We start from the raw sequence: 26,782 nt of genomic DNA on the forward strand, positions 1-26,782 counted from the left end.
CCGCCCGGGGCCCGCCGCCACCGGTCAGGCCCGGGCGACCGGCTCCTGGAACTCCGTCACCCACTTCGTGCGGTCCTCCGGGGACTCCAGGTACAGCTCGCGGGCGTAGCCGGTGGAGGTGTAGCCGTGGGTGTCGATCCAGGTGGCCAGGGTCTGCACGGTCGGCAGCAGGTTCTCCATCGGCCCCCGGTGCACGACCGTCGCCGCCTCCTCGATGCCGGGCAGCACCAGCACCTCCACCCCGTCGACGGCGGTGCCCTCCGGCACCGTCATCGCGGCGTGCACGACGACCGAGCCGTCGCCCCGGCCTGCGTCCTCGTAGTAGGCGATGCCGGGCCCGAAGCCGGTGACCCCGGCGCCCTCCAGCCGCCCGCACAGCTCCTCGTACAGCGGCCCGATGACGGGCGTGATGTGCTCCGGCTCGAAACTGGCCGCGACCGCGCTCAGCTCCGCGATCCGCACGGCCGGGACCTTCTTGACGACGACGTCCTGCGTGGACATGCGTCCCTCGCTCTCGATGGCTCGGAGCCTCGATCCGACCTGGGCGAGCCGGGCCCGCGCCTGCTCCAGGGCCGCTTCCAGCTCGGCCTGCCGCAGCCGCAGCATCCCGCGCAGCTCCTCCGCGCCCACCTGCTCGTCCAGGATCGACTGCACCTGGTCGAGCGTGAAGCCGAGGTCCTTGAGCGCGATGACGCGGTTGAGCCGGGCGAGCTGCCCCGCCTCGTAGAAGCGGTAGCCGCTGTGCGGGTCGACCCGGGCCGGGTGCAGCAGTCCGATGGCGTCGTAGTGACGCAGCATCCGGACCGACACCCGCCCGTGCCGGGCGAAGTCTCCGATGGCGAACATGATGTCCCTGAGAGAACGGCCTCACACGGTGTGAGGGTCAAGCCGTGGTCAGGCGCCGGCCGTCGACAGCTTCACCGCGAAGCCGAGGAAGAGGGCGCCCGCGGCGGTCGTGGCACCGGCCGAAAGGCGCTTGCGGCGGCGGAAGGCGGCGGCCAGGCGGGTGCCGCCGAAGATGAGGGTGGTCAGGTAGAGGAAGCTGCCGGCCTGGAGCAGGGTGCCGAGGACCAGGAAGGACAACGCCGGGTAGGCGTAGGACGGGTCCACGAACTGCACGAAGAAGGAGATCAGGAAGAGGATCGCCTTGGGGTTGAGGAGGCTGATGACCAGCGCCCTCCGGTACGGGCGCTCGGCCGGGCCCGCGTCCGGCTCGGCGGCGGCCTCGGCGGCGGTCTCGTGCCGGGTGCGCCACATCGCGAGGGCGGAGCGCAGCATCCCGTACGCCATCCACGCCAGGTAGCCGGCGCCCGCGTACTTCACGATCATGAAGAGCAGGGGCGTGGTCTGGAGCAGCGAGGCCGCGCCGAGGGCGGCCAGCGTCATGAGGACCGCGTCGCCGGTGAAGACTCCGGCGGCGGCCTTGTATCCGGTCCGGGTGCCCTTGCGGGCGGCGACGGACAGCACGTACAGCGAGTTCGGCCCCGGCAGGAGAATGATGAGGACGAGACCCGCGAGATAGGTCGGTAGATCGGTGACACCCAGCATGAGGCGGATCCTCGCACATGGGTGCGAGGATCCGCCTCGGGGTTCCGCATGCCGGAAGATCAGAAGGCGTCGGTGGGGACGTACGTGCCCCAGACCGCGCGCAGCGCGTCGCAGACCTCGCCGACGGTGGCCCGCGCCTTCAGGGCGGTCCGCATCGGGTAGAGGACGTTGTCCGTCCCCTCGGCGGCCTTCCGCAGCTCGGTCAGGGCCGCGTCCACGGCCGCCTGGTCGCGCTCGGCGCGGAGCCGGGCCAGCCGGGCCGCCTGCTGGGCCTCGATCGCCGGGTCGACGCGCAGCGGCTCGTAGGGCTCCTCGACCTCGACGGTGTAGCGGTTGACGCCGACGACGACCCGCTCGCCGCTGTCGGTCTCCTGCGCGATCCGGTACGCGGAGCGCTCGATCTCGCCCTTCTGGAAGCCGCGTTCGATCGCCTCGACGGCGCCGCCCAGGTCCTCCACCTTCGTCATCAGCTCCAGGGCCGCGGCCTCCACCTCGTCCGTCATCCGCTCGACGACGTAGGAGCCGGCGAAGGGGTCGACGGTGGCGGTGACGTCCGTCTCGTACGCGAGGACCTGCTGGGTGCGCAGCGCGAGGCGGGCCGACTTGTCGGTGGGCAGCGCGATGGCCTCGTCGAAGGAGTTGGTGTGCAGGGACTGGGTGCCGCCGAGGACGGCGGCCAGGCCCTGGACGGCGACCCGGACCAGGTTGACCTCGGGCTGCTGCGCGGTGAGCTGCACGCCGGCGGTCTGGGTGTGGAAGCGGAGCATCAGCGACTTGGGGTTCTTCGCGCCGAACTCCTCCTTCATCACCCGGGCCCAGATCCGGCGGGCGGCGCGGAACTTGGCGACCTCCTCCAGGATCGTCGTCCGGGCGACGAAGAAGAAGGAGAGCCGGGGGGCGAAGTCGTCCACGTCCATGCCGGCGGCGACGGCGGTGCGGACGTACGCGATGCCGTCGGCGAGCGTGAACGCGATCTCCTGCGCGGGCGAGGCGCCGGCCTCGGCCATGTGGTAGCCGGAGATCGAGATGGTGTTCCACTTCGGGATCTCGGCCTTGCAGTACTGGAAGGTGTCCGCGATCAGCCGCAGCGAGGGCTTGGGCGGGAAGATGTACGTGCCGCGGGCGATGTACTCCTTGAGCACGTCGTTCTGGATGGTGCCGGTCAGCCGGTCGGCCGGGACGCCCTGTTCCTCGCCGACGAGCTGGTAGAGCACGAGCAGCAGCGCGGCGGGGGCGTTGATGGTCATCGACGTCGAGACCTGGTCGAGCGGGATGCCGTCGAAGAGGACCCGCATGTCGTCGATCGAGTCGATGGCGACGCCGACCTTGCCGACCTCGCCGTGGGCCAGCGGCGCGTCGGAGTCGTGGCCCATCTGGGTGGGCAGGTCGAAGGCGACGGACAGGCCCGTCGTGCCGTTGGCGATGAGCTGCTTGTAGCGGGCGTTGGACTCGACGGCGGTGCCGAAACCGGCGTACTGGCGCATGGTCCAGGGCCGCCCGGTGTACATCGAGGGGTACACGCCGCGGGTGAAGGGGTAGGCGCCCGGCTCGCCCAGCTTCTCGGCGGGGTCCCATCCGTCCAGGGCGTCCGGTCCGTAGACCGGTTCGATGGGCAGCCCCGACTCCGACTCGCGCGCCATGTGGTGTGCCTCCCGATCAGCTTGCTACTCAGCGGTACGGTCCCGACGCGACGGACTGTAACCCCGGCCGTACGACAGGGAGGAGAGCAGCCCGCTGGGACCTTCCTCACAGCATGCCCGTCTCGATTCGGTCACGTGCGCAACCGCGCGCGGCTGGGAATCATCCCTTGGGTACACACGACTTTCCCGGGGGGCTCCAATGAAGCGATCGTCCGTCATACGCGGTGTGGTGCTGCGCCGAGTGGCGCTGGGCGTGGCAGCCGTCGCGCTCGTCGCGGGCTGCGGGCCGCAGGGTGCGGGCGGGGGTGGCGGCGGCTCGGCGGCGCCGCCGGCCGCGGTGACGGACACTCCCCCGGCGAGCTCGTCGGCCCCGTCCTCGGACCCGTCCTCGAAGCCGTCGTCGGACCCGTCGTCGGACGGCAAGCCCTCGTCCCCCTCCGCCACCGACGGGACCCCCGCGCCGAAGGCGCTGATGGGTGACGGTGACGAGAACGAGCAGGTCCGCGAGCTCCAGGCGCGGCTGCGGCAGGCCGGCTACTTCGACCGGGCGCCCACCGGCTTCTACGGGACGATGACCGCGGGCGCGGTGACCGCCTTCCAGAAGAAGCGGGGGCTGCCGCAGACCGGCTCGGTCGACGAGGCGACCTGGCAGAAGCTGCTCGCGATGACGCACAAGCCGACCGCCGACGAGCTGAAGCCGTCCACCACCAACAAGCTGGACGCCCCGGACCCGCGCTGCCTGACCGGGCGGGTGCTGTGCATCAGCAAGGAGAGCCGGACGCTGGCCTGGATGATCGACGGCAAGGTCGTCTCGTCGATGGACGTGCGCTTCGGCTCGGAGAACACGCCGACCCGCGAGGGCCTGTTCACGGTCGAGTGGAAGGCGCGGAAGTGGACGTCGACGATCTACCACACGCCCATGCCGTACGCGATGTTCTTCAGCCGGGGCCAGGCGGTGCACTACTCGGCGGACTTCGCCGCCCGGGGCTACGCGGGCGCCTCGCACGGCTGCGTCAACGTGCGGGACAAGGCGAAGCTCTCGGAGCTGTTCGACCAGGTGAAGGTGGGCGACAAGGTCGTCGTGCACTGGTAGCCGAGGGCTGAGGAGGAAGGGGCGCGGGTGGGACCGGGGGAACGTGTCCCACCCGCGCCGGTGCGCTGAGCCGAAGGTACGGGGGGAACCCCGGCTCGTTGCGCTCGCCGATGACCAGTCGGCTCATTCAGTACAGCGCCGGCGGGTCGAAAAGTGTCACACCCGGTCGGGCTAGCCGTGCCGGCCGGGCTTTCCGTCGCCGCGCTCGTCGCTCTTGCCGTCGCCGTCGCCGTGGGCGTTCCCGTTGCCGTTCCCGTCGCCGCCGGGCTTCGCGCCGGGCTTTCCGCCGGGCTTCGTTCCTGGCTTTCCGCCGGGCTTGCCCGGGGCGTCGGGGTGGTGCTTGTCGCCGCCTCGGTCGCCGTTGTCGTCGCCGTCCGAGCCGGAGCCGCCGTTCGTATCGCCGCCGTTGCCGGAGCCGCCGTTGCCGCCGTCGCCGGAGGGGGTGGTGCCGGTGGCGGGGGCGCCGGAGAGGACGCGGGTGCAGTAGCGCTTGACGGTCTCGCCGTTCTTGAGCGCGCCGAGGAGCCGCTGCCGCCCGCTGTCGGCCAGCTTGCCCTGCTGGAACTCGCGGCAGGCCTTCAGGGTCTTCCGGCGCTCGCTGTCCTCGTCCTCGCTCCGGCCGCCCGTGGTCCGGCCCGGGGACGGGGAGCCGCCGTCGGGTCCGGCCGTGGCGGTCGCCGGGCCGCCGGTCGCGCCGGGAGTGGCGGTGCCGCTCTCGCGATCCAGCGGTACGGAGGGGATCGCCGAGCCGGCGCCGCCGGTGGGCGATCCGAGGACGGCGGGCCCGGTGGCACTGGAGCCCTCCGGGGTGCCGGCGGCGCTCACGGAACGGGCGGGCGCGGGCTCGCCGGTGAGCGGCAGCATGCCCGTGCCTGCGGCGACGGCGACCCCGCCGACGGTGACGGCGGCGAGCGCGGCGGCCAGGCCGTAGCGCAGGGAGCGGCCCCAGCGGTGCCCGGAGGGGGCGGGGGCGATGCGCAGGGTGCCGAGTTCGGGGGCGGCGGGCCCGGTGGCCGGCGCGAAGCGGGCGGCGGTGGCCGCGGCGGCGCGCTCGGCGGTGTCCTTGCGGAAGGCGGCCAGGGCCGCGGCCTCGCCGGGGAGTTCGCCGTCCGGGCCGGGGACGGCGAGGGGGGTGCGGGCCGATTCGAGGGCCCGCGCGAGGAGCCGGGCGTGCGCACGGGCCGCGTCGTCGGCGGGATCGACCGGCTCTCCGCGCAGCAGCCGCTCCGCGGCCTCCTGGTCGAGCCACTGGTACCGCTCGTCGGCCATCACATGTCCTTCTGCGTCCGCGCGCGCGATTGCGTCACACCGCCGGGGGCCGTCGCCCCCGGGCGCCGGCCGCGCTGCGGAGGGACGCCGTCCAGCGGGGCGGCGGGGTCGGCCTCGGGGTCCTCGGGGTCCGCGGCACCGGCCGCGCCGAGGAGTTCGGCCAGTTTCTTGAGGCCGCGGTGGGCGGCGGTGCGGACGGCGCCGGGGCGCTTGCCGAGGGTGTCGGCGGCGCTCTTGGCGTCCAGGCCGACGACGACGCGCAGGACGACGGCCTCGGCCTGGTCCTGCGGGAGCTGGGCGATGAGGTCCATGGTGCGGCCGGTGGCCAGGGCTTCCAGGGCCTCGCCGGCGGTGTCGGAGTCGGCGGGCTTGTCGGCGAGTTCGGTCTCGTCGCCGCCGATCGCGGGGCGGCGACCGCGCATCCGGATGTGGTCGAGGGCGCGGTTGCGGGCGATGCGGGCGGCCCAGCCCCGGAAGCGGTCGGCGTCGCCGCCGAAGCGGTCGAGGTCGCGGGATATCTGGAGCCAGCTCTCCGAGGCGACGTCCTCGGCGTCGGCCTCGCCGACCAGCGTGCGTATGTAGCCGAGGAGCCGGGGGTGCACCGCGCGGTAGACGGTGCGGAAGGCGTCCTCGTCGCCGTCCTGCGCGGCGAGCACTGCGGCGGTCAGCTCCGCGTCGTCCCCCAGCACTCCCCACACCTGTTCGTCGTCGCGCCATCGCGGCTGGTCGTCGCCGCGCGCCGCCCGGGCGCAGCAGAACGCTACGTCCTTTTCGGGCGCCGCGTCCACGCGGGTCCGCTCTTTGTACAACCTGCAACTTCTGTCGGAGACGGCGGGGTGTGACCGGGATGCGAGGGGATACGGAGGGGAGCGCGCCCCGGGTGTGACAGAAATCGTGGGGGCGGCGCTGTTAGGAGTACGGGGCCGTGCTGCGGCTCCGCGGACGACGACCGGGGCCTCTCCTGTGGGGGGTGGCGGCCCCGGTCGTCTTCCTATCCGGGCGCTCTTCGAGGGCGCCTTTTTCGTTTCGCCCGCGCCTCCCGGCCGGTCCTTCCCGGCCGGTCCTTCCCGGCCGGTCCTTCCCGGCCGGCCCTTCCCGGCCGGTCCCTCCCGGCCGCGGCCTCCCGCCCGCGCCTCCCGCCCCGCCTCTCGCCCTCCCCCCTTGCCCACTCCTTTACCCATCGACTGTCAACCGACCGTTGACACCCCCTGGACTGTCAACCTAGGGTTGCACTCATGACGAATCCACTCGGCGTGAACAACCCCGTGCGACTCGACGAACTGATCGCGGCGATCAAGAAGTCCCACCCGGACGCCCTCGACCAGCTCTCCGGAGCGGTCATCGCGGCGGACCACCTCGGCGAGGTCGCCGACCACCTCATCGGCCACTTCGTGGACCAGGCCCGGCGCGCGGGCGCCTCCTGGACCGACATCGGCAAGAGCATGGGCGTCACCCGGCAGGCCGCCCAGAAGCGCTTCGTCCCCAAGGACGGCAAGGAGGGCGACGCGGCCACGATGGACCCGAACGCGGGCTTCAGCCGCTTCACGCCCCGCGCCCGGAACGTCGTGGTGGGCTCCCAGAACGAGGCCAACAACGCCCACAACGACCGGATCACCCCCGCCCACCTCACGCTCGGCCTGCTCGCCGAGCCCGAGGGCCTCGCCACCGTCTGGATCACCCGCCAGGGCGTCACGCCCGACGCGCTCCGCGCGGCCCTCACCCCGACGCTGCCGCCGGCGGCGGAGGAGCGGCCCGCGCTCATCCCGTTCGACGCCGAGGCCAAGAAGGTCCTGGAGCTCACCTTCCGGGAGGCCCTGCGACTGGGCCACAACTACGTCGGCACCGAGCACATCCTGCTGGCGCTGCTGGAGTTCGAGGACGGCAAGGGCCCGCTCGCCGGTCTCGGCCTCGACAAGGCGGAGGCCGAGCGGCAGATCACCGAGGCCCTCGCGTCGGTGCGGATCGAGGGGGTGTAGCCCGGGCCGGCTCAGACGGTACGGGCCTGGCGCGCGACGACCGCCCGCAGCACCCGGCCGCCCTCGGCCGACAGCTCACGCGCCCGGCGCAGTCCGGTCGGGCCGTGGGCGACGGATTCGAGGACGGCCCGCTGGCGGCGGAGTTCGCCCGCGTGGAGCGGGCCGCCTCCGTCGTCGTTCGCGTCGTGCAGCCGGTGCACGGTCAGCGCGACGGCGGAGCAGCGTCCGGCCCATTCCCGCAGCGGCCCCGCGGCCCACTCCTCGGGGAGGCCGTCGAGCATCGCGCGGACCATGGCGACGATCCCGCCGGCGTCCGCCTCCGCGCCGCCCGCGTCCTTCAACGCGGTCCGGGCCCCGCCGACCGCCTCGCCCCACGCCCCGGCGTCGCCGCGCGCGACGGCGGCCCAGACGGGCCGCAGCGCGTCGGCGCCCTCGGGCGCGAGCAGCGGAAGGCAGCGGTCCAGGCAGGCGAGACCGGCGGCGGCCAGGCCGCGTTCGTCGGCCTGGCCGATCAGTTCCAGCAGGCCCGTGCTCGTCGCCGACGTCATGGACGCCTCCTCGCCACCCGATGCGGACGCAGTACTTCCCCTACTGCGTCGTGCGGCGCTTTTCCGTCACTACGCGGCCGGAATCATGCCATTCGCCTTGAGGTGCTGCATAGAGGTGAGACGTCGCACGAGCAGGATCGCGAGGACGGCGGCGACGATGTCGAGCGCGTCGCCCGCGAGGATCCACCCGGTGGCCTCGACGAGCGCGTCCACGGTCGCGGGGCCGTCGAACATCCGGGCGCCGACCTCGGCCGTGATCCGCCCGACCAGGAAGAACAGCCACCAGAGGTTGATCAGGACGAACTCGCCCCGGCGGTCCGGCCCGTACGGCTCGGCGCGGCTGGCCCGCCAGATGTCCACGATCAGCCCGCGCGGGAACCAGAACGAGACGATCGGGACGACCCAGCCGGCGATCATCCAGCCCTTGGCACGGCGCTGGAGGTCCGGGGCCCAGACGTCGGCGTTGCCCCGTACCCGGAACATCCACACGATGAAGACCACCGCCGTCGCGAGCAGCAGCAGTCCCTGCGCCGTCCAGACGGCCGCCGCGCCCAGGGTGCCCGCGTACCCCGCCGGGTCGGGGTGGTCCGCCAGCGGGCCGGTGAGCTCCGCGCGCATGGCGGAGGTGGCGATCAGGCTGCCGACGTCGGCGACGGCGGCGGCGCCGAGCAGCGACACGACGGCGATGGACAGACCATTGGGATTGCGGAGCATGGGTGTGCGGATCCCCCCGGGGGCGTGCGGCGCCCCTCCCCGAGACGCCGGCGCGGCCGGACGGCCGCAGCGGGTGGACCGTACGTGACCGGGCGGACCGGCGTCCACGGGCAGAACACCTGGTCGGGACTGAGTACGTCAGCGCACCCGGCCCGCGAGCGCCTGGAAGCGGTCCCAGGTCAGCGCCGGTTTCCGGGCGTCCCACAGCTTCTGCGCCGTCGCCGTCAGCGGCATCCGGATGCCGTCGGCCACCTGCGCCTGGGTCTGCGCGCCCGCGAGGTCGCACCAGACCGCGAAGCTGCCGCCGAGGATCTGCGGGTCGTAGCGGGCGGGCACCGGCGCGGTGCCGCGCAGCACCAGCGGCGTCCACTGCTCGTAGATGCGGCGGCCGGTGGGGTACGTGAAGTCGTTGGGCTGGCCGAGCACGTAATAGAGGTACTCGTCGTTGTAGTTGAGCACCTTGCGGCCCGCGCTCAGATACGGGACGGGCGGGCGGGCACCGATCTCCTTGCCCGTCCAGTAGGCGACCTGGAGGTCCTTGTCGGCGGCGACGACCCCGCCGGTGTAGAAGCCGTCGTTCCAGGCGCGCAGGGCCTTTCCGGTGGGCCGCACCACCGCCGCGCGGTCGTTCAGCCAGCCGGTGGCGAGGTCCTGGACCCGGGCCGAGGCGCCGAACCTCGCGGTCGCGGCGCGGGCCAGCTGCGGGTAGCTCGCCTCGGGGTTCTTCGACATCAGGGCCACGTACTCGTCGCCGCCCAGATGCCAGTAGGCGCCGGGGAAGAGGCCGGTGTACTCGCGCAGCAGCTCGTCGACGATCCGCGCGGCGGCCGGCTTCGAGATGTCGACGGCACCGCGCGGGGTGCGCCCGGTGGCGCTGACGAGCTGGAGGTCCGGGTGCGCGTCGATGACCGCGCCGAGGTGTCCGGGCGAGTCGATCTCGGGGACGACGGTGATGTGCAGGCTCGCCGCGAGGTCCACGATCCGCCGCACCTCGGCCTTGCTCAGGTGCTTGGCCGAGACGATCTCGGGGTGGCTGTCGGAGGCGATGCGGAAGCCCTGGTCGTCGGAGAAGTGCAGCCCGAGCTGGTTCAGCTTCAGGTCGGCCATCTCGCGGACCCGGGCCTCGATCCAGCCGGCCGAGAAGTACTTGCGGGCGATGTCGACCATCAGCCCGCGCTGCGGCTTCGCCGGGGCGTCCGTGATCACGCCCTCGGGTATCGCCCCGGTGGACCTGACGGACTGCTTGAGCGTGCGGGTGCCGTAGAACACGCCCGCCTGGTCGGGTCCGGTGATCCGGACCCCGCCGCCCTGGACGGCGAGGGTGTACGACTCGGCGGCGCCCTGCCCGCCGAGGGCGAGGGACACGTCACCGGGGCGGGCGGCGGCGGTGCCGCGGTACGGGACGCGCAGCTCGCCCGCGATCAGCCGGGCCTCGTCGGCGAGGGCGCCCTCGTCCTTCGCGGCGACGACGACGCCGGTGTCCGCTCCGGGCTTCCAGCCGGGCCCGCGGGCCGCCTGGTGGGAGCGGACCGCCGGGATCGTGAGCGGGGCCGTGGAGAGCGGGTACGTCCGCGTGGGCGTCGGGCTCGGCGGCGGGGGCGGCGGGGGCGTGGTGGCGGCGGAGGCCGTGGTGCCCGTGCCGGAGGCGGCGGGCGGACCGCCGCCGGAACCGCCGGAGCAGGCCGTCGCGGTGGCCAGCGCCACCGCGGCCGCCAGGAGTGCGGGGCCCCGGAGGGGCCCCCGTATGGAGTACCGCATCACTCGGAATCCTCCCTCACCACGCGATTCATGGCATCCCGGGCCTTCTGTCGCCGCCCGGCCCGAAACCACTCGTCCAGGTGAAATTCGCGCATCCGTCGGACACTTCCCCCGTCCCGCCGATAGCGTGGCGTCACATCCACCCCACGGCTTTCGCTCCCGGAGTCACCGCTGACCAGCACCAGCGACACTCACGCACCCTCCCGGACCCTGGGCTCCCCCGCCATACCTGCCCAGGCGGCGCGTCACTGGCACCCCGCGGGCCTCACCGGCTTCAACGCGGCCCCGCACGCCCTCGCCGAGGCCCTGCTGCTGCGCTGCTGCGGCAGCCGGCGCTGGGCCGAACGGGTGGCCGCGCACCGCCCGTACCCGGACCTCGACGCGCTGCTCGCCGCCGCCGACGAGGCCGGATACGACCTGTCGGTGCCGGACCTGGACGAGGCGCTCTCCCACGAGACCGCGGCGCTGCCGCACCCGGACGCCCCGCCGGCCGCGCGGACGGCGCTGCGGGCCGCGCACGCCGCGTACGAGAGCGGCTTCGGGCACGCCTTCCTGATCAGCCTGGACGGGGTCCCGGCCGGCGAGCGGCTGGACCGGGTCCTCGCCGGAATCCGGTCACGTCTCGGCAACGAAAGGGAGGAGGAGCGGGTGGTCGCCGCCGAGGAACTGCGCCGGCTCGCCCGCTCCCGGCTCACCCGTTCGGTCCTGGGCGGCTGACTCCGTCCGCGATCCGGCCGCGAGGGGCCCGCGATTCCTCCACAAGCGCCCCAAATGCGGCGATACGGGGCCGCCTGACGGCTCGGGCGATAGTCCGTCCGTGCCTGTTTGATCACACCTATGGACCCCGCGCGAGCGAACCGACAAGTCGTCGCTACGATGACCGGGGCCGGTGGACCGTACCCGGCCGGGCCAGACCGACAGAGAAGCCGGCCGGCCCCGATCCCCGCTCCCGGAGGGTTTTTCCGTGCCGGCTGGAACGCTGTACCGCGGCCGGGAAGGAATGTGGTCCTGGGTGGCTCATCGAGTCACCGGCGTCCTCATCTTCTTCTTCCTGTTCGTACACGTCCTTGACACCGCTCTCGTCCGCGTCTCCCCCGAGGCGTACGACGATGTCGTGGCGACGTACAAGACGCCGATCGTCGCACTCCTCGAGTACGGCCTCGTCGCCGCCATCCTCTTCCACGCGCTGAACGGTCTCCGTGTCATCGCCGTGGACTTCTGGTCCAAGGGCCCGCGCTACCAGAAGCAGATGCTCTGGACCGTCGTGGGCATCTGGGTCGTCCTGATGGCGGGCTCCCTGTACCCCGTCCTCGGCCACGCCGCACGTGAACTGTTCGGGAGCTGACGCCAGACATGTCTGCTGACACCACTTCCGCCATCGGTCCCGTCGAGGGCGCTGCCTACGACGTGGACAACCCGGCCCCGTACATCGAGGCCCCCCGCAAGCGCACGGGCAAGACCCCGCGGGCGACCCGGGGCAACTTCGAGATGGCCGCGTGGCTCTTCATGCGCCTCTCGGGTGTCGTCCTCGTCGTCCTGGTCCTCGGCCACCTGCTGATCCAGCTCTTCCTGGACGGCGGCGTCTCCAAGATCGGCTTCGCCTTCGTGGCCGGCCGCTGGGCGTCCCCGTTCTGGCAGGTCTGGGACCTGCTGATGCTGTGGCTCGCGATGCTGCACGGCGCCAACGGCCTCCGCACGGTCATCAACGACTACGCGGAGCGCGCCAACACGCGTCTGTGGCTGAAGGGCCTGCTGTACACCGCCACGGTGTTCACCATCCTTCTGGGCACGCTGGTGATCTTCACCTTCGACCCGAACATCCGCTAGGCACGGGGCTGAGGTAACCACGTCATGAAGATCCACAAGTACGACACCGTCATCGTCGGCGCCGGCGGCGCCGGCATGCGCGCCGCCATCGAGGCGACGAAGCGCAGCCGCACCGCCGTGCTGACGAAGCTCTACCCCACCCGCTCCCACACGGGCGCCGCGCAGGGCGGCATGGCCGCCGCGCTGGCGAACGTGGAGGAGGACAACTGGGAGTGGCACACCTTCGACACGGTCAAGGGCGGTGACTACCTGGTCGACCAGGACGCCGCCGAGATCCTGGCGAAGGAGGCCATCGACGCCGTCCTCGACCTGGAGAAGATGGGCCTGCCGTTCAACCGCACCCCGAACGGCACCATCGACCAGCGCCGCTTCGGCGGTCACTCGCGCAACCACGGCGAGGCCCCGGTCCGCCGGTCCTGCTACGCCGCGGACCGCACCGGCCACATGATCCTCCAGACGCTGTACCAGAACTGCGTCAAGGAGGGCGTGGAGTTCTTCAACGAGTTCTACGTCCTGGACCAGCTCATCGTCGAGGAGGACGGGGTCAAGAAGTCGGCCGGCGTCGTCGCGTACGAGCTGGCCACCGGCGAGATCCACGTCTTCCAGGCGAAGGCCGTGATCTACGCCTCCGGCGGCACCGGCAAGTTCTTCAAGGTGACGTCCAACGCCCACACCCTGACCGGTGACGGCCAGGCCGCGTGCTACCGCCGCGGGCTGCCGCTGGAGGACATGGAGTTCTTCCAGTTCCACCCGACGGGCATCTGGCGCATGGGCATCCTGCTCACGGAGGGCGCCCGCGGTGAGGGCGGCATCCTGCGCAACAAGGACGGCGAGCGCTTCATGGAGAAGTACGCGCCGGTCATGAAGGACCTCGCGTCCCGTGACGTCGTCTCCCGCTCCATCTACACGGAGATCCGCGAGGGCCGCGGCTGCGGTCCCGAGGGCGACCACGTCTACCTGGACCTGACGCACCTCCCGCCGGAGCAGCTGGACGCCAAGCTGCCCGACATCACGGAGTTCGCGCGCACCTACCTCGGCATCGAGCCCTACACGGACCCGATCCCGATCCAGCCCACCGCGCACTACGCCATGGGCGGCATCCCGACCAACGTCGAGGGTGAGGTCCTGTCGGACAACACCACCGTCGTCCCGGGCCTGTACGCGGCCGGCGAGGTCGCCTGCGTCTCCGTGCACGGCGCCAACCGTCTGGGCACCAACTCGCTGCTCGACATCAACGTCTTCGGCAAGCGCTCCGGCATCGCCGCCGCCGAGTACTCCGCCAAGGCCGACTACGTCGAGCTGCCGGAGGACCCCGAGGCCCTCGTCGTCGCGCAGATCGAGAAGCTGCGCAACTCCACGGGCCACGAGCGGGTCGCCGACATCCGCCGTGAGCTCCAGGAGACGATGGACGCCAACGTGATGGTGTTCCGTACGGAGCAGACCATCAAGACGGCCGTCGAGAAGATCGCCGAGCTGCGCGAGCGCTACGAGAACGTGTCCATCCAGGACAAGGGCAAGCGCTTCAACACGGACCTGCTGGAGGCCATCGAGCTGGGCAACCTGCTCGAACTGGCCGAGGTCATGGCCGTCTCGGCCCTGGCGCGCAAGGAGTCCCGCGGCGGTCACTACCGCGAGGACTACCCGAACCGCGACGACGTCAACTTCATGCGCCACACCATGGCGTACCGCGAGGTCGGCGAGGACGGCTCCGAGACCGTCCGTCTCGACTACAAGCCGGTCGTCCAGACCCGCTACCAGCCGATGGAGCGTAAGTACTGATGGCTACCCCCGTACTGGACAAGGTCGAGGCGGAGTCCGCCGCCTCCCCGTACATCACGGTCACGATGCGGATCCGCCGCTTCAACCCCGAGGTGTCGGACGCCGCGGTCTGGGAGGACTTCCAGATCGAGATCGACCCGAAGGAGCGTGTGCTCGACGCCCTTCACAAGATCAAGTGGGACGTCGACGGCACGCTGACCTTCCGTCGCTCGTGCGCGCACGGCATCTGCGGCTCGGACGCGATGCGGATCAACGGCAAGAACAGGCTCGCCTGCAAGACGCTGATCAAGGACATCAACCCCGAGAAGCCGATCACGGTCGAGGCCATCAAGGGCCTGACGGTGCTGAAGGACCTTGTCGTCGACATGGACCCCTTCTTCCAGGCGTACCGGGACGTCATGCCGTTCCTGGTCACCAAGGGCAACGAGCCGACCCGCGAGCGCCTGCAGTCCGCCGAGGACCGCGAGCGCTTCGACGACACCACCAAGTGCATCCTGTGCGCCGCGTGCACGTCGTCCTGCCCGGTCTTCTGGAACGACGGCCAGTACTTCGGTCCGGCCGCGATCGTCAACGCGCACCGCTTCATCTTCGACTCGCGTGACGAGGCGGGCGAGCAGCGCCTGGAGATCCTGAACGACAAGGACGGCGTGTGGCGCTGCCGCACGACGTTCAACTGCACGGACGCCTGCCCGCGTGGCATCGAGGTCACGAAGGCGATCCAGGAAGTGAAGCGCGCGCTCATCACCCGCCGCTTCTGACCCCTGGTCCCCGCACTGCGGGAGAGCCCGCTTCTGTACGCTGCGACGTGCAGGAGCGGGCTTTTTCGCGTGTGGAGGACGGGGACTGATGAGCGAGCCGAACCCTTACAAGTCCGGGGAGTACGAGTGGGGGCCCGGCGGGCAGTCCGGGGCGCCGGGATACGGGTATCCGCAGCAGCCGACGCTGCCGGCGGGGGTGCCGGTGCCACCGCCGGTGCCGCCGCAGCACGCGCCGGGGCCGCAGCTCACGCTGGGCGACATCACCGTCGTCGGGGACCAGATCATCACCCCGGCCGGGCCCATGCCGCTCAAGGGCGCGGCGTGGAACGTGATGGACATGTCGCGGACCGAGGAGAAGATCTCGACCGCGGGCATCGTCCTCGCGGTGGTGTTCTTCGTCTTCTGCTTCCTGGGCCTGCTGTTCCTGCTGATGAAGGAGAAGCAGACGACCGGCTTCGTCCAGGTCACGGTGACCAGCGGCGGCCGGTACCACTCGACGATGATCCCGGCGACCGGCCCGGAGACCCTCCACTGGGTCATGGGCCAGCTGAACTACGCGCGCTCGCTGAGCATCTGATCCCGGCCGGGCTTCCGGTCTAGCCGTGCCAGGGCTCCACGCCGGCGTTCTCCTCGGCGACGAGCATGACGCGGCGGAGCAGGTCGTTGAGCTGGGTGCGTTCCTCGGCGGTGAGGGTGCCGAGGAGGCGGTACTCCTCGTGGCCCAGGACGTCCATGGCGCCGAGCCAGGTCTCGTGGCCGGCCGGGGTGAGCTCGACGACGACCCGGCGCCGGTCGGTCGTGGACTGGGTGCGGCGGACGAGGCCCCGCTTCTCCAGGGCGTCGAGGCGGCCGGTGACGGAGGCGGGGGCCAGGTCGAGGTCCTGGGCGAGCTCGGAGGGGGCGGCGCTGCCGCCGCGGCCGGCCAGCTTGTGGAGGGTGTCGAACTCGTGGCGTTCGAGGTCGAAGTCGGCGAGGGACTGCTCGCGGACCCGGCGCAGGTGGACGGAGAGCTTCTTCATCCGGGTGACCGCGCCTTCGACGACCGGATCGAGGTCGGGCAGTACGGGCTGCCACCGGGCCACGTGCTCGTCGGTCCAGTCGCGCGGTTCCTCGGTGGGTGCCATGGGGTGATCGTACGTCCGGAGGCGGGACACCCGACGGACGAAGTATTTCGTTGACGAAATATTCGGCGACGAAATACTCTGCCTGGCATGCCCCTGCCCAGCACCGCCCCGCCCGCTCCCTCGTCCACCCCGTCCACCCCGTCCGCCCCGCACCCCCTGCGCACCCGCTCCTTCCGGCTGCTCTTCGCCGGCCGCACGCTCTCCCTCCTCGGCGACGCCGTCATCCCCGCCGCACTCGCCCTCGCCGTCCTGGAGGCCACCGGCTCCACCGCAGCCCTCGCCCTGGTCCTCGCCTGCTCGATGGTGCCCAAGCTGCTCCTGCTGCCGCTCGGCGGCGTGGTGGGCGACCGCTTCGACGCCCGCACCGTCGCCCTCGCCATGGACCTCGTCCGCTGCGCCACCCAACTCCTCGTCGGCATCCAGCTGTTGAGCGGCTCACCCACCCTCTGGGTGATCGCCGCCGTCGAGGTGGCCGGCGGCGCCGCCGGGGCGTTCGCGATGCCGACCAGCGCGCCGCTCATCAAGGGCACGGTGGCCCCGGAGGCACTCCAGCGGGCCAACGCCGCCATGGGCATCGCCCACAGCGCGAGCCGCGTCGGCGGCCCCGCCCTCGCCGGCGCGCTGATCTGGACCGTCGGCCCCGGCTGGGCGTTCGTCCTGGACGCGGCCAGCTTCGCCGTCAGCGCCGCCCTGCTGTGCGCCGTACGCGTCGCACGGGTCACCGTCCCCCGCCGCGCGCTGCTCGCCGACCTCAGGGAGGGCTGGCACGAGGTCCGCACCCGCGACTGGTACTGGACCAGCCTCATCGGCCACAGCGCCTGGAACGGCGCCGCCGCCGTCCTCATGACCCTCGGCCCGGCCGTCGCCCTCGACCGGCTCGGCGGCAAGACCGCCTGGGTCCTGCTCCTCCAGGTCGGCGCCGTCGGACTGCTCCTCGGCTCCGTGGTCGCCGACCGGCTCCGGCCCCGGCGCCCGGTCCTCACCGCCAACCTCGCCCTCGCCACGTACGCGCTGCCCCTGGTCCTCCTCGCGGTGGCCGCCCCCGCGCCCCTCACCATCGCCGCGTACGGGCTCGCCCAGGCCGGGCTCGGCTTCCTCGGCCCCATCTGGGAGACGGCGGTCCAACGGGCGGTGCCCGCCCACGCGCTGGCCCGCGTCACCTCGTACGACTGGCTCCTCTCGCTCGCCGCGATGCCGCTCGGGTACGCCCTCGCGCCGCTCGCCGCCGACGCCTGGGGCCCGGAGGTCCCGCTGCTGGCCGCCGCCGTGGTGGTCGGCGGGTGCTGTCTGGGGACCGGGCTCGTGCCGGGCGTACGCCGGTTCGGGGCTTCCGGTACGGCCGACTAGGCTCAGGCCCTGTGACGGACGCGAGTGAAGAGAAGCAGGGCAGGCCCGTGGGCGGGCAGGCGGCGGAGAAGCCCGCCAAGGCGCCCAAGAGCGAGCAGACCCGCGCGCTCATCCTGGAGACCGCGCTCCGGCTGTTCAAGGAACGCGGGTACGACAAGACGACGATGCGGGTCATCGCGCAGGAGGCCGGGGTCTCCGTCGGCAACGCGTACTACTACTTCTCCTCCAAGGAACACCTGGTCCAGGGCTTCTACGACCGGATCGCCGAGGAGCACCAGGCCGCCGTCGAGCCCATCCTGGAGAGCGGCGAGAAGGATCTGACAGCCCGGATCCGCGGCGTGCTGCTCGCCTGGCTCGACATCGCCGAGCCCTACCAGGAGTTCGCCTCCCAGTTCTTCAAGAACGCCGCCGACCCGGACAGCCCGCTCAGCCCCTTCTCGCCCGAGTCGGAGGGCCCGCGCGAGGCGGCGATCGAGGTGCACCGCCGGGTCATCTCCGGGGCCTCGGTCAAGGTCGACCCCGAACTGGCCGAGGCGCTACCCCAGTTGCTGTGGCTCCAGCAGATGGGCCTGGTGCTGTTCTGGGTGTACGACCGCTCCGAGGGCGCCGCCAACAGCCGCCGCCTCGTCGAGCGCCTCTCCCCCGTCACCGCCCGGGCCATCCAGCTCTCCCGCTTCCGGATCCTGCGCCCGCTGGTGAAGGAGACCCACGAGCTGCTCGCCGACATGATGCCGACGGCCGCCGGGATGGCCGCCTCGGGCAAGCCGAGGCGGGCCTCCAAGGGCGGCTAGCGGCTGCGGCGGGGTCCGGGCTCGATCGCTGCCGGACCTGGCGGTGTCAGGCCCGGGCGGTCAGACTGCGGCGGTCAGGCGACCGCGCCGAGGATCGGGGCCCAGGCGGCGCCGGTGAGGGCCTTCACCGCCTGCTGCTCGGTCAGCGGCGGCGCGGTGCGGGTCGGCTTCGGCAGATCGGCGCCGACGCCGCCGCCGAGGCTGTTCCACTGCACCATCTGCACCTGGGCGCCGGTCGACTTCACCGTCACCGTCACCGTCCAGCGGTGCGCGGTGTGGGGACCGGCCGGGTGCTCGGCCGCGATCCGCTCCGACATCACCAGGGCCCCTCCGGGAAGCGCCGCGCTGCTCGGCAGCTCGCTCATCGCGCAGGTGTCGCCCTCGGCGCGCGGCGGCGTCTGCTCCCGCTCGCAGCTCAGCCCGTCGCCGTCGGCCCCGGGCAGCGGCAGCTTGAGCCGCACGGCCGAGACGCCGACGCTCGCGGCGCCGTGCCCGTCGTCGACGACCAGGCCGGCCATGGCCACGTAACCGGCCGACGGGTCCGAGGGGTTGTTGCTCTGCCCGGTCACCCGGCTGAACCTGCCCCCGGGGAAGGTCTTCTCCAGGGCCTTGATCATCTGGTCGCCGCTGATCGCGGAACGGGGCATCGCCAGCGCCACCGTCTCCATGCCGGGCCCGTCGGAGCGGGATCCGGCGAGCGCGCCGGGGATCACCAGGCCGGCCACCGCGACGGCGGCGCAGGCGCCCACCCCGGCGACGAGACCGGCGGTACGGCGGCGCCGGCGGCTCCGTCCGCGGGCGACGGCCCCGTCCGTGAGCGCGGTGAGATCGGGGTCGAGGGAGTCGGTCGTGCGGTCCAGGGCGTGCGAGAGGTCTGCTTCGAACGGCATGGTGGTGTCGCCTTCTGTGACGTCGGTGAGGGGTGGTCGGACGGCGCTGTTCAGCGCGGGACCAGGTCGGACAGGCTGTCGCCGAGCAGCGCGCGGACCCGCGCGAGGGCCCGGGTGCCCTGGGAGCGGACCGCGCTGTTGCTGGTCCGGAGCATGCGGGCGGTCTCCTCGATGCTGCGGTCCTCCCAGTAACGCAGCAGGAGCACCGCCCGGTCGCGCGGCGGCAGCTGGTGGAGCGCGTCCAGCAGGGTGAGCCGGAGCGCGGTGTCCGGGCCGGCGTCCCCGCGGTCGGGAAGCTGCCCGACGGGGCGCTCGCCGGTGCTGCGGCGGCGCCGCAGGCTGAGGAAGGTGCGGACCAGCACCGTCTGCGCGTAGGCCGCCGGGCTGTCCGCGCGGGCCACCCGCTTCCAGTGCACGTACACCCGGCTCAGCGTCTCCTGGACCAGGTCCTCGGCGAGGTGCGCGTCACCGGCGGCGAGGACGTACGCGGAGCGGTAGAGGGCCCGCGCCCTTTCGGCCACGAACTCCAGGTAGGCGTCCTCCTGTGCTGATGTCACGCGCTGTCCGCCCGTTCCGGTTGTTCCGATGGATCCGACGACTCGGCCACGTCGGCCGCCGCGGATCGAGGTGATCGATGCGATCGATGTTCTCGACGTGGTCGAGGCACTCGACGCGGTCGATGCGATTGGTCTGCTTGTTCGGACTGCTCCAAGTTCCCCGTGCATACCCCTCATGACTACGCGGGGCGGCGGGATGTCGTGCGGGATCGGCGACTTTTTCGCGGGAGCCGGGAAACGCCTCAGGGCCCGTCCGGTGGACAGGCCCTGAGGCGGGTTGGTTCGGTTCGGGAAGGGGTCGGCTAGATCCAGCCGAGCTCCCACAGGCGCCAGCTGCCGGTGCCGTCCGAGAGGAACTGCGAGCCGGAGACGTCCTCGGTCGACAGGACGTAGTCCTTCTTCTGCCACAGCGGCACCAGCGGCACGTCGTCGGCCACCTCGGCCTGGATGTCCCGGAAGTCGCCGGTGGCCCGGGAGCGGTCGCTGAACTGCTGCGTGGCGGCGATCAGGGTGTCGATCCGCTTGTTGGAGAAGCCGTTGTGCAGGGTGTTGGCGGTGCCGACGAGCGGGCCGGTGAAGTTGTCGGAGTCCGGGTAGTCGGGGAGCCAGCCGACGGTGTACGCGTCGTACGCGCCCTTCGCGTACCCCTTCTGGAAGGACTGCCAGTCGGTGGCGACGAGCTCGACCTCGAACAGGCCGGTCTCCTCCAGCTGCTTCTTCAGCTCGGCGGCCTCGGCGTCGTAGGTGGCGTCCTCGCTGTGCCCGAGGGTGAACTTCACCGGGGTGTCGATGTCCGCGGCCTTCAGCAGGCGCTTGGCCTTGGCCTTGTCCGGCTCCGGGGTGACGTCGTAGAAGGCCGTGCTGTGGCCGACGAAGCCCTGCGGGATGAGGGAGTAGAGCGGCTCGACGGTGCTCTGGTAGGTGCCGGTGGTGATGGCCGGGCGGTCGATGACGGCGGCGACGGCCTGCCGTACGGCCTTCTTCGCCATCGGGGAGCCGGGCCGGACGTTGAAGTTGAGGTTGCGGATCTCGGCGCTGGCGGCCTCGGTGATCCGGGTGCCGTCCTTCGTCGCTTCCTTCAGCGTGTTGATGAAGGCCGGCGGCATCTGCCGGTGCGTCACGTCCACCTGCTTGGCCTTCCAGGCGGCGGCCAGCTCCCCGGACTGCTTGAAGTACTTCACGACGACCGTGCGGCCGGTCTTGGTGATGGCGCCCCGGTAGTTCGGGTTCGGCTCAAGGCGGGCGCTCTCGCCGGGCTTGTACTCCTTGAGGACGTACGGCCCCGAGCCGTCCACCGTGGTGCCCGTGCGCAGCGTCTTCTCCGGGTACGCGGTGCGGTCGACGATCGAACCGGCACCCGTCGCCAGCTTCAGCGGGAAGGTCGCGTCCCGGCCGCTGAGGTTGAAGGTGACCTTCTGTCCGTCGGCCACGACGCTCTTCAGGGTCGGGAAGAGGGGCTGCGGACCGACGTCCGTCTTGATGCCCAGCATCCGCTCGAAGGAGAAGCGCACGTCCTCACCGGTGATCTTGCGCCCGTTGGCGAAGGTGAGGTCGTTGCGGAGCGTGCACTGGTACGTCGTCAGCTTCGTGCCGACGAACTTGCAGCTCTCGGCGGCGTCCGGGACCGGAGTGGTGAAACCGGGCTTGAAGGTCAGCAGCGACTGGAAGACGTTGCTGTACATCGCCCAGGAGCCGGCGTCGTAGGCGCCGGCCGGGTCGAGCGAGGTCACCTTGTCGGTGGTGCCGACGGTGATCGGCTCCGTCCGCACGTCATCGGAGGGCAGAAGTTGCCACCCTCCAACCCCGGCGGCCACCAGAACTCCACAAGTGATCAGAATCCGCAGACGGACGGACGACCGCATGAGACGTGCTTCCTTTATTTGTTCCCACCCCTGTCACGACGGCGCCCGGCCTGTCGCGATGGCGTCAGCCAATCACACGGATTTCACAAGTGGAAGAGTAAACATTCACACGGCACACATATGTCCGGGATGAAGGGAATTAAGGGACGGAGCGGACGGAGCGGTACGTATCCGTAACGGCGCGCTCCGTCACATCTGCACCATTCCCGCCCGCCGCTCTCCCCGCCTCCCCGCCCTCACGCCTGACGGGACGCCAGCTCCACGACGGTGATGTCCGAGGGCGCCCCGACCCGCACCGGCGGACCCCAGGCACCCGCGCCGCGCGAGACGTAGAGCTGGGTGTCGCCGTAGCGTTCGAGGCCCGCGACGGTCGGGTTAGCCAGCTCGGCGAGGTAGTTGCCGGGCCACAGCTGACCGCCGTGGGTGTGGCCGGAGAGCTGGAGGTCGACGCCGTGGCGGACGGCGTCGTCGATGACGATCGGCTGGTGCGCGAGCAGCACGGCGGTACGCGCCCGGTCCCGGTCCCCGAGCGCCCTGCCGAAGTCCGGCCCGTGGCCCTCGCTCTCCCCCGCGACGTCGTCCACCCCGGCGAGGTCGAACCCGGCCCCGATCTCGACGCGGGCGTTGCGCAACGGGTGCAGCCCGAGCTCACGGACGTGGTCGACCCAGGCGTCGGCGCCCGAGAAGTACTCGTGGTTGCCCGTCACGAAGAACGACCCGTCCCGGGCACGCAGCCGCGCGAGCGGCTCGGCGGCGGGCCCGAGGTCCTGGACGGTGCCGTCGACCAGGTCGCCCACGACGGCGACGAGGTCCGGCTGGGTGGCGTTGATCGTGTCGACGATCCGCTGCGTGTGGGCCCGCCCCAGGATCGGCCCGAGATGAATGTCGGACACCACCGCGATCCGGTACCCGTGCGCCCCCCGAGGCAACTTCGCCAACGGCACCGTGACCCGCTTCACCCGCGGCCCCCGCAACACCCCGTACGTCCCGACCCCGACCGTCCCTACGGCGACGGCGGCGGCGGTGCCGGAGACGACCCGGTTGACGAAGAGACGACGGGAGAGGTCGGGGGCGGCCGGGGGCTGTGGGGCCTGCGGCCGAGCAGTGGATCCGTCCGAGGCCGCCGTCCGCGCGCCCGGGTCCGCGCCCGCGGCCGACACCGGCGCCGACACCGGCACCGGCACCGGCGTCCCGACCACCCCCGCCCCGGTCCCCGTCCCCGTCTCCGTCCCCGTCTCCGTCCCCGTCTCCGTCCCGGTCCGCCGCGCCAGCACCCGCCGCAGCAGCGGCCTCAGCGGCTCCGTCACCGCCAGGGCGAGGGTGAGGTACAGAAGCAGGGCCAGCCACAGGAACCCGGGCCAGGCGAATGCCTGCTGGAGTCCGAACGGAGCGCCCGCGCGGCCCGAGACCAGGGCGCCGAGGGAGAGCAGCGGCAGAACGACGGCCGCGACCGTGCCGGCCCGCCGGGCGAGCCCGCCCGGGACCGTCAGATCGCGCACCAGGCGCCGCCACACGTACCAGTGGACCGCACCGAGCAGACCGAGGACCACGACCAACACCAGCAGGAAGACGACGACCACGCCCCACGTACCCCTTGTCCGCTTGTCCGCGCCGGCCCGCGATGTCCGCGATACCCGCGTCGGCCGCGAGCGTACAGAGACCCTGTCGCGAGCCCGCCACGGGCCCGTTCGATACTGGCAGGGCAAGTCCACCCCACCCCGAAGGACACCCGATGAAGCTCAGCCGCCGCGCCTCCTGGTTCCTGCTCGCGTTCGGCGCCTGGTCCTGGGTGATCTGGGTGACCTTCGCGAAGAACCTCTGGAAGGACGGCAGCGGCCTCGCCTTCGACGACGCGGGCGACCCGACCGCCTACTTCTGGGTCCACCTGCTGCTGGCCGTCACGTCCTTCGTCCTCGGCACCGTGGTCGGCACGATCGGCCTCCGGGGTGTCCGCGCGGGCCGGAAATAGCGTCACCACGAGTGGATCACCGGCGGTACAGTCCGCCGCGTGGACATACCCGACTGGTTCGCCTGGATAGCCCTCGGCCTGCTCGTCCTGCAGGTCCTCTCCCTCACCCCCACCCTGCGCGGGCTGCGCGGGCCGGACCCCGCGGCCGTCGCCAAGGCGCGGCTCGACCTGGTGGACACCCTCGGCGGCATGCTGATCCTCGCCGGTCTGGTGCTGATGCTGCAGGTGGCGGAGTCCTGGCTCTGGCTCGCCCTCGCCGGCTTCGCGCTCATGACGGTCGCCATGACCGGCAAGGGCGTCCGGCTGCTCCGTGCCCGCCGCCGCCCCACGGGCTGACCCGGCGGGCACGAGGTCTTCACACGCCGAAGGGCCGGGCATGGATCCCGCGCGGCGATTCCGCCGTCTTGGTAGGCGCGAGCGACCTCCCCCTCCGGCCGTGGCGGCTCAGCCGGCCGGCCACCTGCAGAAAGCGATCCAGATGAAGCAGCTCCACGCGCCCACGGCGAGCGGGAACCAGGAGGCGGGCCTGCGGACGGGTGGACGAGTCTGGGCGAACCGCCCCGCGGTTCTCGGAACGCGGTTCCGGGGATGTACGTTCTCGATCGTGTCCGCATCGAAGATGACCGCGAAGGTCGCCGTGACGGTGACTGCCGCCGCCGCACTGCTCCCGCTGCTCGCCTCGGCTCCCGCGCATGCGGACGAGAAGGACAAGCAGCCCAAACCGCCCATCGTCATGTCCAGTGTCGGCGGTGCGCTGCTGTCCCGGCCGGGTACGCAGGTGCAGCTGGGGGCGGGTGCCCCGGTGCTGCCCAAGGACGTCAGCGCGCGGTCGTGGGTGGTGGCGGACGCGGAGAGCGGGCAGGTGCTCGCCGCGCACAACGCGCACTGGCCGCTGGCCCCCGCCTCCACGCTGAAGATGCTCTTCGCGGACACCGTGCTGCCGAAGTTCCCCAAGACCGAGAACCACACGGTCACGCCGCAGGACCTGGCCGGCATGGGCGCGGGCTCCAGCCTGGTGGGGATCAAGGAGAAGCAGACGTACAGCGTCCACGACCTGTGGCTCGGCGTCTTCCTGCGCTCCGGCAACGACGCCGTCCACGTGCTGGCCGCGATGAACAACGGCGTCCCGCAGACCGTGCGCGACATGAACGAGCACGCCGCCGACCTCCAGGCGCTCGACACCCATGTCGTCACGCCGGACGGTTACGACGCCCCGGGCCAGGTCTCCTCCGCGTACGACCTCACCCTCATCGCCCGCAGCGGCATGCAGAAGGCCGACTTCCGGGAGTACGCGGCGACCCCGCGGGCCGCCTTCCCCGGGGAGCAGAAGCCCGGCAAGAAGCGGGAGACCTTCGAGATCCAGAACACCAACCGGCTGCTGACCGGTGACATCGGCGTCCCCGCCTACCAGGGCATCGCCGGCGTCAAGAACGGCAACACCACGCACGCGGGCGCGACCTTCACGGGCGTCGCCGAGCGCAACGGCCGGGTGCTGCTCGTCACGGTCATGAACCCGTCCTCCAAGGAGCAGCACGCGGTCTACAAGGAGACCGCCCGGCTGCTCGACTGGGGCTTCGCGGCCTCCGGCAAGGTGACGCCGGTGGGTGAGCTGGTGCCGCCGAAGTCGGCGCGTACGGACACGGGCGCGTCGGCCGGCGCGGGTTCCGACGGCACGGCGCCCGCCCCCGGCAAGAACGCCCCCACGGGCGTCGAGAAGGCCGCCGCCGCCCAGGAGCACTCGGGCGGCGTGGGCATCGCGCTCGCCGTGGCCGGCGGGGTGCTGGTGCTCCTCGCGGGTGCCGTCTTCCTGGTCAACCGGCGCTGGCCGCTCGCGGGTTCCGCCCGCCGCCGGGAGTCGGGGGCCGGGCCGGAGTCGGGGGCCGCTCCGGGGCGTCGGAGGGCTGGGAAGGGCTCTCGGGGCCGGAAGGAGCCGGTTCCCGCTCCGGTGGACGAGAGCGTGAACCCGTAGCCGTCCAGGCCGCGCAGAACAGCAGCAGTTTCGCGGTGAAGTTGATCCACAGCAGCAGGGCCACCGGCACGCCGAAGGCCCCGTACATCGACTTCGCCGCGACGCCCTTCATATAGCCGCCGAGCAGCAGTTTCAGCAGCTCGAAGCCGACCGCCCCGAGGAGCGCCGCGACGACCAGGTCGCGGCGCCTCGGTTCGACGCCCGGCAGCAGCGTGAGCATGTACGCCAGGAGCAGGAAGTCCGCGCCGATCGCGATGATCAGGGCGGCGGCCTGGAGCAGGGTGCCGCCCGCCCCGGTGTTCTCGATGCCGAGCCGGTCGGCGCTCCAGCCCACGGCGGTCGACCCGAGCCAGGACGCGGCGAGCGAGCAGAGCCCGACGCCGCCGAGGCCGAGCAGGACCAGCGTGTCCTTGCCCTTGCGCGCGAAGGGGTTGCCCTCGTCTACGCCGTCGAGGCCCCAGACCGAGCGCAGGCATTCGCGCATCGAGCCGACCCAGCCGATGCCCATGAAGAGCAGCACGGCGCCGGCGACGAGACCGATGGTGCCGGCGTTGTCGACGAGGCCGCCGATGTCGAGCTGGTCGGAGATGCCGGGGACCTGGTCGGCGATCTTGTTCTCGATCTTGTCGAGCTGTTCGGTGCTGAGCAGCGCGGCGCCGATCGCGGCGGCGACGGTGATCAGCGGGAAGAGGGCGAGGAAGCTGAGGAAGGTGATCGCGGCGGCGAGCCGGGCCCAGCGGACCTCGTCCAGGAGCTCGTACGCGTGCCAGGCGTGGGTCTTCATCAGGCGGACGACCCAGGGGCCGATGACGGGCAGTCCGGTCAGCCAGTCCATGTCGTGCGCGACCCTCCCTCGGTGGACGGTACGGATGCGGTGGTCTCGGCTCGGAACACCCACGTCCGGTTGCCCCAGAATCGCAGACAGGTGGCGAGCGCCATGCCGACACCGAGTCCTGACACCGTGTCGGCCCGCGCGGAGGTGAGCCCGAGGCCGTAGTGGGAGACCCCGAGGCAGAGCAGCTGGACGCCCGCGCCGGCCAGGTTCACGCCGAAGAACGCCGCGTACTCGCGGGCTCCGACGGTGCGGCGGCGGTAGGTGCCGAACGCGTTGCCCAGGTAGGCGACCGTGCAACCGGCCAGGAACGAGGCCGACTTGGCGGCGACCGGGCCGAGGGTGCCGTGCAGGGCGAGGAAGACGGCGAGGTCGGCCGCGTAGGCGGCGGCGCCGGAGACCGCGAAGCCCAGCAGCTCGTGGCGAGTACCCGCGCTGCCCGTGCCCCCTGCGTCCCCTGCGCCCCCTGCGTCCCCCGTGCTGCCCGAGCCACCCGCGCCCCTCGCGCAACCCACGCCCCTCACGTCCCTC

At 72.1% G+C, this 26,782-nt stretch carries 27 protein-coding genes and 1 pseudogene; 13 read left to right on the plus strand and 15 right to left on the minus strand.

Features of this window, described 5'->3' with window-relative positions; all coding sequences use genetic code 11:
* Positions 1-24: 24 nt before the first annotated feature.
* From AB0Q96_RS16030 to AB0Q96_RS16040, 3 genes are read right to left on the minus strand one after another with little or no spacing between them, the layout of a single operon-like run.
* Positions 25-846 (minus strand): MerR family transcriptional regulator, encoded by an 822-nt coding sequence (locus tag AB0Q96_RS16030; RefSeq protein WP_365325768.1) that lies wholly within the window; start codon positions 844-846, stop codon positions 25-27.
* A gap of 48 nt (positions 847-894) precedes the next feature.
* Positions 895-1,548 carry a leucine efflux protein LeuE gene (gene leuE, locus AB0Q96_RS16035; RefSeq protein WP_365325770.1) on the minus strand — a complete coding sequence of 218 codons (654 nt, stop codon included), beginning with the start codon at positions 1,546-1,548 and terminating at the stop codon, positions 895-897.
* A gap of 59 nt (positions 1,549-1,607) precedes the next feature.
* Complete coding sequence (locus AB0Q96_RS16040) at positions 1,608-3,188, minus strand: methylmalonyl-CoA mutase family protein (RefSeq protein WP_365325772.1); 1,581 nt, start codon at positions 3,186-3,188, stop codon at positions 1,608-1,610.
* A 199-nt stretch (positions 3,189-3,387) separates the two neighbouring features.
* On the opposite strand from AB0Q96_RS16040, the gene AB0Q96_RS16045 reads away from it, so the two are divergent.
* Positions 3,388-4,281 (plus strand): L,D-transpeptidase family protein, encoded by an 894-nt coding sequence (locus AB0Q96_RS16045; protein ID WP_365325774.1) that lies wholly within the window; start codon positions 3,388-3,390, stop codon positions 4,279-4,281.
* A 171-nt stretch (positions 4,282-4,452) separates the two neighbouring features.
* Here AB0Q96_RS16045 and AB0Q96_RS16050 read toward each other — a convergent pair whose 3' ends face one another.
* Together AB0Q96_RS16050 and AB0Q96_RS16055 are read right to left on the minus strand one after the other, a co-directional pair.
* Entirely contained in the window at positions 4,453-5,550 is a 1,098-nt protein-coding gene (locus tag AB0Q96_RS16050) for a hypothetical protein (RefSeq protein WP_365325776.1), read from the minus strand.
* A complete protein-coding gene (locus AB0Q96_RS16055; protein WP_365326056.1) occupies positions 5,550-6,239 on the minus strand; it encodes an RNA polymerase sigma factor in 690 nt (229 codons plus the stop codon). Before AB0Q96_RS16055 ends, AB0Q96_RS16050 begins: the two co-directional genes overlap by 1 nt.
* Before the next feature lie 546 nt (positions 6,240-6,785).
* On the opposite strand from AB0Q96_RS16055, the gene AB0Q96_RS16060 reads away from it, so the two are divergent.
* Positions 6,786-7,526, plus strand: a complete 741-nt coding sequence (locus AB0Q96_RS16060) for a Clp protease N-terminal domain-containing protein (protein ID WP_365325777.1) — start codon at positions 6,786-6,788, stop codon at positions 7,524-7,526.
* Positions 7,527-7,537: 11 nt separating this feature from the next.
* On the opposite strand, the gene AB0Q96_RS16065 is transcribed toward AB0Q96_RS16060, so the two are convergent.
* From AB0Q96_RS16065 to AB0Q96_RS16075, 3 genes are all read right to left on the minus strand, one after another.
* Positions 7,538-8,074, minus strand: a complete 537-nt coding sequence (locus AB0Q96_RS16065) for a hypothetical protein (RefSeq protein ID WP_365325779.1) — start codon at positions 8,072-8,074, stop codon at positions 7,538-7,540.
* Between the two features lie 69 nt (positions 8,075-8,143).
* The gene (locus AB0Q96_RS16070; protein WP_365325780.1) at positions 8,144-8,788 is read right to left on the minus strand and encodes a DUF4328 domain-containing protein; all 645 of its coding nucleotides are present in this window, start codon (positions 8,786-8,788) and stop codon (positions 8,144-8,146) included.
* Positions 8,789-8,926: 138 nt separating this feature from the next.
* Positions 8,927-10,546: a glycoside hydrolase family 20 protein gene (locus AB0Q96_RS16075; protein WP_365325782.1), complete on the minus strand. Its 1,620-nt coding sequence runs from the start codon at positions 10,544-10,546 to the stop codon at positions 8,927-8,929.
* Positions 10,547-10,756: 210 nt separating this feature from the next.
* Here AB0Q96_RS16075 and AB0Q96_RS16080 point away from each other — a divergent pair, with 210 nt between their 5' ends.
* The 6 genes from AB0Q96_RS16080 to AB0Q96_RS16105 all read left to right on the plus strand — a co-directional run bounded on the left by AB0Q96_RS16080 (position 10,757) and on the right by AB0Q96_RS16105 (position 15,487).
* Positions 10,757-11,263 carry a 2-oxo-4-hydroxy-4-carboxy-5-ureidoimidazoline decarboxylase gene (locus AB0Q96_RS16080; protein WP_365326058.1) on the plus strand — a complete coding sequence of 169 codons (507 nt, stop codon included), beginning with the start codon at positions 10,757-10,759 and terminating at the stop codon, positions 11,261-11,263.
* Between the two features lie 247 nt (positions 11,264-11,510).
* Positions 11,511-11,891: a succinate dehydrogenase, cytochrome b556 subunit gene (sdhC, locus tag AB0Q96_RS16085; RefSeq protein ID WP_123954581.1), complete on the plus strand. Its 381-nt coding sequence runs from the start codon at positions 11,511-11,513 to the stop codon at positions 11,889-11,891.
* Between the two features lie 8 nt (positions 11,892-11,899).
* Positions 11,900-12,373: a succinate dehydrogenase hydrophobic membrane anchor subunit gene (locus AB0Q96_RS16090; protein WP_351664634.1), complete on the plus strand. Its 474-nt coding sequence runs from the start codon at positions 11,900-11,902 to the stop codon at positions 12,371-12,373.
* 24 nt (positions 12,374-12,397) lie between these two features.
* Positions 12,398-14,152 carry a succinate dehydrogenase flavoprotein subunit gene (gene sdhA, locus AB0Q96_RS16095; protein WP_365325785.1) on the plus strand — a complete coding sequence of 585 codons (1,755 nt, stop codon included), beginning with the start codon at positions 12,398-12,400 and terminating at the stop codon, positions 14,150-14,152.
* Entirely contained in the window at positions 14,152-14,910 is a 759-nt protein-coding gene (locus AB0Q96_RS16100; RefSeq protein WP_329423332.1) for a succinate dehydrogenase iron-sulfur subunit, read from the plus strand. Before sdhA ends, AB0Q96_RS16100 begins: the two co-directional genes overlap by 1 nt.
* A gap of 88 nt (positions 14,911-14,998) precedes the next feature.
* Entirely contained in the window at positions 14,999-15,487 is a 489-nt protein-coding gene (locus tag AB0Q96_RS16105) for a hypothetical protein (RefSeq protein ID WP_365325787.1), read from the plus strand.
* A gap of 19 nt (positions 15,488-15,506) precedes the next feature.
* Here the strand turns inward: AB0Q96_RS16105 and AB0Q96_RS16110 are convergent, their stop codons facing one another.
* Positions 15,507-16,034: a MarR family transcriptional regulator gene (locus AB0Q96_RS16110; protein WP_365325789.1), complete on the minus strand. Its 528-nt coding sequence runs from the start codon at positions 16,032-16,034 to the stop codon at positions 15,507-15,509.
* 87 nt (positions 16,035-16,121) lie between these two features.
* Here AB0Q96_RS16110 and AB0Q96_RS16115 point away from each other — a divergent pair, with 87 nt between their 5' ends.
* Positions 16,122-17,381, plus strand: coding sequence for an MFS transporter (locus AB0Q96_RS16115; RefSeq protein ID WP_365325791.1), 1,260 nt, complete (start codon positions 16,122-16,124; stop codon positions 17,379-17,381).
* 11 nt (positions 17,382-17,392) lie between these two features.
* Positions 17,393-18,172 (plus strand): TetR family transcriptional regulator, encoded by a 780-nt coding sequence (locus tag AB0Q96_RS16120; protein WP_365325793.1) that lies wholly within the window; start codon positions 17,393-17,395, stop codon positions 18,170-18,172.
* Between the two features lie 74 nt (positions 18,173-18,246).
* On the opposite strand, the gene AB0Q96_RS16125 is transcribed toward AB0Q96_RS16120, so the two are convergent.
* From AB0Q96_RS16125 to AB0Q96_RS16140, 4 genes are all read right to left on the minus strand, one after another.
* A complete protein-coding gene (locus tag AB0Q96_RS16125) occupies positions 18,247-19,062 on the minus strand; it encodes a hypothetical protein (RefSeq protein ID WP_365325795.1) in 816 nt (271 codons plus the stop codon).
* Positions 19,063-19,112: 50 nt separating this feature from the next.
* Positions 19,113-19,619, minus strand: coding sequence for a SigE family RNA polymerase sigma factor (locus AB0Q96_RS16130; RefSeq protein ID WP_365325796.1), 507 nt, complete (start codon positions 19,617-19,619; stop codon positions 19,113-19,115).
* A 302-nt stretch (positions 19,620-19,921) separates the two neighbouring features.
* On the minus strand, positions 19,922-21,481 hold the full coding sequence (locus tag AB0Q96_RS16135) for an ABC transporter substrate-binding protein (RefSeq protein WP_365325798.1): 1,560 nt from the start codon (positions 21,479-21,481) through the stop codon (positions 19,922-19,924).
* A gap of 236 nt (positions 21,482-21,717) precedes the next feature.
* Entirely contained in the window at positions 21,718-23,061 is a 1,344-nt protein-coding gene (locus AB0Q96_RS16140) for a metallophosphoesterase (protein ID WP_365325800.1), read from the minus strand.
* 152 nt (positions 23,062-23,213) lie between these two features.
* Between AB0Q96_RS16140 and AB0Q96_RS16145 the strand changes: the two genes are divergently transcribed.
* The 3 genes and pseudogenes from AB0Q96_RS16145 to AB0Q96_RS16155 all read left to right on the plus strand — a co-directional run.
* The gene (locus tag AB0Q96_RS16145) at positions 23,214-23,450 is read left to right on the plus strand and encodes a hypothetical protein (protein ID WP_365325802.1); all 237 of its coding nucleotides are present in this window, start codon (positions 23,214-23,216) and stop codon (positions 23,448-23,450) included.
* A gap of 39 nt (positions 23,451-23,489) precedes the next feature.
* A complete protein-coding gene (locus AB0Q96_RS16150; RefSeq protein ID WP_365325804.1) occupies positions 23,490-23,786 on the plus strand; it encodes a hypothetical protein in 297 nt (98 codons plus the stop codon).
* A gap of 397 nt (positions 23,787-24,183) precedes the next feature.
* Positions 24,184-24,954 (plus strand): annotated as a pseudogene (locus tag AB0Q96_RS16155) (D-alanyl-D-alanine carboxypeptidase); the annotation flags it as partial.
* Positions 24,955-25,261: 307 nt separating this feature from the next.
* Here AB0Q96_RS16155 and AB0Q96_RS16160 read toward each other — a convergent pair.
* Both AB0Q96_RS16160 and AB0Q96_RS16165 read right to left on the minus strand, forming a co-directional pair.
* On the minus strand, positions 25,262-26,254 hold the full coding sequence (locus AB0Q96_RS16160) for a YihY/virulence factor BrkB family protein (protein ID WP_365325806.1): 993 nt from the start codon (positions 26,252-26,254) through the stop codon (positions 25,262-25,264).
* Entirely contained in the window at positions 26,242-26,667 is a 426-nt protein-coding gene (locus tag AB0Q96_RS16165; RefSeq protein WP_365326060.1) for a GtrA family protein, read from the minus strand. The genes AB0Q96_RS16160 and AB0Q96_RS16165 overlap by 13 nt, the downstream gene beginning before the upstream one ends.
* Positions 26,668-26,782 lie beyond the last annotated feature (115 nt).

This window comes from Streptomyces sp. NPDC093111 (assembly GCF_040683955.1).
GTDB lineage: Bacteria > Actinomycetota > Actinomycetes > Streptomycetales > Streptomycetaceae > Streptomyces.

Coding starts and splice junctions, on each gene's coding strand:
- AB0Q96_RS16125 (WP_365325795.1), bottom strand. CDS start 19,062: ATGCCGTTCGAAGCAGACCTCTCGCACGCCCTGGACCGCACGACCGAC.
- AB0Q96_RS16160 (WP_365325806.1), bottom strand. CDS start 26,254: ATGGACTGGCTGACCGGACTGCCCGTCATCGGCCCCTGGGTCGTCCGC.
- leuE (WP_365325770.1), bottom strand. CDS start 1,548: ATGCTGGGTGTCACCGATCTACCGACCTATCTCGCGGGTCTCGTCCTC.
- AB0Q96_RS16090 (WP_351664634.1), top strand. CDS start 11,900: ATGTCTGCTGACACCACTTCCGCCATCGGTCCCGTCGAGGGCGCTGCC.
- AB0Q96_RS16050 (WP_365325776.1), bottom strand. CDS start 5,550: ATGGCCGACGAGCGGTACCAGTGGCTCGACCAGGAGGCCGCGGAGCGG.
- AB0Q96_RS16115 (WP_365325791.1), top strand. CDS start 16,122: ATGCCCCTGCCCAGCACCGCCCCGCCCGCTCCCTCGTCCACCCCGTCC.
- AB0Q96_RS16105 (WP_365325787.1), top strand. CDS start 14,999: ATGAGCGAGCCGAACCCTTACAAGTCCGGGGAGTACGAGTGGGGGCCC.
- AB0Q96_RS16070 (WP_365325780.1), bottom strand. CDS start 8,788: ATGCTCCGCAATCCCAATGGTCTGTCCATCGCCGTCGTGTCGCTGCTC.
- AB0Q96_RS16110 (WP_365325789.1), bottom strand. CDS start 16,034: ATGGCACCCACCGAGGAACCGCGCGACTGGACCGACGAGCACGTGGCC.
- AB0Q96_RS16040 (WP_365325772.1), bottom strand. CDS start 3,188: ATGGCGCGCGAGTCGGAGTCGGGGCTGCCCATCGAACCGGTCTACGGA.
- AB0Q96_RS16060 (WP_365325777.1), top strand. CDS start 6,786: ATGACGAATCCACTCGGCGTGAACAACCCCGTGCGACTCGACGAACTG.
- AB0Q96_RS16075 (WP_365325782.1), bottom strand. CDS start 10,546: ATGCGGTACTCCATACGGGGGCCCCTCCGGGGCCCCGCACTCCTGGCG.
- AB0Q96_RS16065 (WP_365325779.1), bottom strand. CDS start 8,074: ATGACGTCGGCGACGAGCACGGGCCTGCTGGAACTGATCGGCCAGGCC.
- AB0Q96_RS16100 (WP_329423332.1), top strand. CDS start 14,152: ATGGCTACCCCCGTACTGGACAAGGTCGAGGCGGAGTCCGCCGCCTCC.
- AB0Q96_RS16145 (WP_365325802.1), top strand. CDS start 23,214: ATGAAGCTCAGCCGCCGCGCCTCCTGGTTCCTGCTCGCGTTCGGCGCC.
- AB0Q96_RS16135 (WP_365325798.1), bottom strand. CDS start 21,481: ATGCGGTCGTCCGTCCGTCTGCGGATTCTGATCACTTGTGGAGTTCTG.
- AB0Q96_RS16030 (WP_365325768.1), bottom strand. CDS start 846: ATGTTCGCCATCGGAGACTTCGCCCGGCACGGGCGGGTGTCGGTCCGG.
- sdhA (WP_365325785.1), top strand. CDS start 12,398: ATGAAGATCCACAAGTACGACACCGTCATCGTCGGCGCCGGCGGCGCC.
- AB0Q96_RS16045 (WP_365325774.1), top strand. CDS start 3,388: ATGAAGCGATCGTCCGTCATACGCGGTGTGGTGCTGCGCCGAGTGGCG.